3 protein-coding genes are annotated in these 3,231 nt (G+C 66.0%); all 3 read left to right on the forward strand.

Annotated features, from left to right (window positions below):
• The first annotated feature begins 159 nt into the window (after positions 1–159).
• Genes RMO30_RS11320 through RMO30_RS11330 form a run of 3 tightly spaced genes read left to right on the forward strand, consistent with a single transcriptional unit; the run spans position 160 to position 3,223 of the window.
• Positions 160–1,104 (forward strand): sugar ABC transporter permease, encoded by a 945-nt coding sequence (locus RMO30_RS11320; protein ID WP_309713452.1) that lies wholly within the window; start codon positions 160–162, stop codon positions 1,102–1,104.
• The gene (locus RMO30_RS11325) at positions 1,101–1,937 is read left to right on the forward strand and encodes a carbohydrate ABC transporter permease (protein WP_309713455.1); all 837 of its coding nucleotides are present in this window, start codon (positions 1,101–1,103) and stop codon (positions 1,935–1,937) included. The genes RMO30_RS11320 and RMO30_RS11325 overlap by 4 nt, the downstream gene beginning before the upstream one ends.
• Positions 1,934–3,223: a family 1 glycosylhydrolase gene (locus RMO30_RS11330; RefSeq protein WP_309713457.1), complete on the forward strand. Its 1,290-nt coding sequence runs from the start codon at positions 1,934–1,936 to the stop codon at positions 3,221–3,223. The genes RMO30_RS11325 and RMO30_RS11330 overlap by 4 nt, the downstream gene beginning before the upstream one ends.
• Positions 3,224–3,231 lie beyond the last annotated feature (8 nt).

Below are 3,231 nucleotides of genomic sequence, written 5' to 3' on the forward strand. Positions count from 1 at the left end.
AGCCGGGTCGCCCGCCGAGCGGAGCCGGTGGGCGGTACCGGCGGTTCACCGTGCTGGTCATTGGTTGCTCCTCTCGGCGTCTGGTTCGCCTTCGGCCTCCCCCTTGCCCCCGTCCGTTGACCGGACGACGATGCGACCAGACACCGAGAGGAGCAACCAATGACCAGCACGGTGAACCGCCGGTACCGCCCACCGGCTCCGCTCGGCGGGCGACCCGGCTCCCGGGCTGCACTGCGCCGCCGCAATCTGACGGCTCTCGCGTTCCTCGCGCCCGCCCTCGTCATCCTCGGCGCCTTCGTCGCCTGGCCGATGCTCTCCGCGCTGCGCCTCTCGTTCACCGACGCGAGCGGCTTCGGGCAGGAGGAGTTCGTCGGGATTGACAACTACGTCACCGCCTTCACCGACGTCGACGTGCGTGACGCGATGCTCAACACGCTCTGGTACACGGTGCTGTTCACGCCGGTCGCCGTCGTCGTCGCCCTCCTGCTCGCTCTTGCGCTCAATCACCCGCGGCTGCCGTTCCGATCCTTCTTCCGAACGGCACTCTTCCTGCCGTTCGTGGCATCGCTCGCCGTCGCGGCGCTCGCCTGGAGCTACCTCATCGACCCGCAGGTCGGTCTGTTGAATCACTGGCTGAGCGGCGCAGGTATCCGGCTCGGCAACGTGCTCGAAGATCCCGTTCTCGCGATGCCTGCTGTCGCTCTCGTCGCCGTGTGGAAGAACTTCGGCTTCTACCTCGTCATCTTCCTTGCCGGCCTCCAAGACATCCCGGGCTCACTGTATGAGGCGGCCCGCGTCGACGGAGCGGGTCCGTGGGCGCGGTTCACCAACATCACCCTGCCGCTTCTGTCCAACACGCTCGCCTTCGTGCTGATTTTCGCAATGATCGCCGCGCTGCAAGCCTTCGACCAGATCTATGTGATGACCGGCGGCGGGCCGTACGGGCACACGCAGACGATCGTGATGGAGATCTACCAGTCGGGCTTCCGCCGTCTTGAGGTCGGATTCGCATCGGCGCTGTCGTACGTGCTGCTCGCGGTCACCCTGCTGCTCAGCATCGTGCAGTTCGTGTTCTTCGGGCGTCGAGAGAAGGATGCGCAGTGATCGCCAACCGGCGGCGTATCCGCCCCTCGACCATCGTGCTCACCCTCGCGCTGCTCGTCGCCACGGCAGTGGTCCTGCTGCCCTTCGCCATCATCGTGTTCACGGCGTTCAAGCCGGTCGCGGAGGTCAACGCCTTCCCACCGACTCTCGTCCCGACGGAGTGGACTCTCGCCAATCTCGAACGGATCTTGACCGAGCTGCCGTTTCTGAGACTGGCCCTCAACAGTTTTCTGTTCGCGGGAGGGGTGACGGCGTTCGCCCTCGTCTTCGATTCGCTCGCCGCCTACGCGCTCGCCCGGATCGACTTCACCGGCCAACGCGTGTTGCTCATCATGATCATCGCGAGCCTCATGATCCCGTTTCAGGCGACGCTCATCCCGGTCTTTCAGCTGGTGAGCGAGCTGGGATGGGTCAACACCTTTGCCGGACTCATCGCGCCGCGAGCCGCCGACGCTTTCGGCATCTTCTTCCTGCGGCAGTTCTTCCTCGCCCTCCCGCGCGACCTTGACTCCGCGGCGCGCATCGACGGCGCCTCCGAGTTCCGAGTGTTCTGGAGCGTCGTTCTGCCCAACGCCGTTCCCGCTCTGCTCACCCTCGCGATCTTCATCTTCGTCAACAACTGGAACGACCTGCTCTGGCCGCTCATCTTCACGACCGAGCGCGAGATGGGAACCATCACCTCGGGGCTCACGCTGCTCACCGGACCGGGCGGAATCATCCCCTACGGGGTGATGATGGCGGGTTCTCTGATCGCGGTGTTCCCGCTCGTGGTCGCGTTCCTGTTCGTCCAACGGCGATTCATCGAGAGCATCGCGACGACGGGGCTGAAATGACGACGACCCCCTGGTTCCGCGACGGCGGGCTGCATTTCGCTCTCGGCATCGAGAACACCTTCGTGCCGCAAGAACGATCGGGCGAACGTGCGATCGACGAGTACGAACTCACCCGCCACTATGAGCACTGGCACTCCGACCTCGGGCTCGTCCGTGAGGCGGGAGCTGAGCTGCTGCGTTACGGCATCCCGTGGCACCGGATCGCGCCCGAGCCAGGGGTGTGGGACTGGGCCTGGCTCGACGGCGCGATGAACCGGCTTGCCGAGCTCGGCATCCGCCCGATCGTCGACCTGTTGCACTACGGCACCCCGCTCTGGCTCGAACGGGAGTTCGCTCATCCCGACTATCCGCAGCACGTCGCGGAGTACGCCGCACGCGTCGCCGAGCGCTACGCCGCGACCGTCACCGACTACACGCCGGTGAATGAGCCGATGATCCATGCCCTCTTCTCCGGCGAGTACGCGTACTGGCCGCCCTACCTCAGCGGCACAACGGGCCTGGTGCGGATGGTGGAGCGGCTCGCCCGCGGCTTTGTGCTGACGCAGAGCGCGATCAGCGACGTGCTGGGTGATCGGGCGGTCTTCGTGCACGTGGATGCCGGCTTCCGCTACGTCGGAGACCTCGACGCGGTCGAACATCGCGAACACGCCCGACGCTTGCACGCGCAGACTCACCTCGTCGAAGACCTCGTGACCGGTCGAGTCGATGCGGGGCACGAACTCGCCACATTCCTCACCGCAAACGGGATGACCGACGACGACCTCACCTGGTTCGCCGAACGACCCTCGCCACCTGACGTCATGGGCGTCAACTACTACCCGCGGCACTCCACCGAAGTCTTCGAGGCTGGTGTGCGCCACGGCGGCGGCTTCGCCGACCCTCGGCCGACCCGGGACGATGGCGTCGAAGGGCTCGGAGAGGTGTTGCGCCGAGCGGCGGATCGTTACGGCGTCCCGGTGATGCTGACTGAGACGTGTGTGACAGGCACGATCGCCGAGCGCCTGGAGTGGCTCGCTGCGTCGGTCGCCGCCGTGCATCGGATGCGTTCCGACGGCGTCGACGTCGTCGGATACACGTGGTGGCCGGTCTTCGATATGTACGAGTGGACCTACCGGCATTCGACGCACCCCCGTGAAGCCCATCGCCTACCCATGGGCTTGTGGCAGCTCGTCGAACGCGACGGCGATCTCGAACGCGTCCCCACCCCGCTCGTCGCGTGGTTCCGCGACCACGCCACCAACTCCGCCACCCACCCCGCCGCTGTTCCGAGAAGTGAGAAGCAATGATTGCCGCA

The sequence above is a fragment of the Pseudolysinimonas sp. genome (assembly GCF_031389465.1).
Lineage (GTDB): Bacteria > Actinomycetota > Actinomycetes > Actinomycetales > Microbacteriaceae > Pseudolysinimonas_A.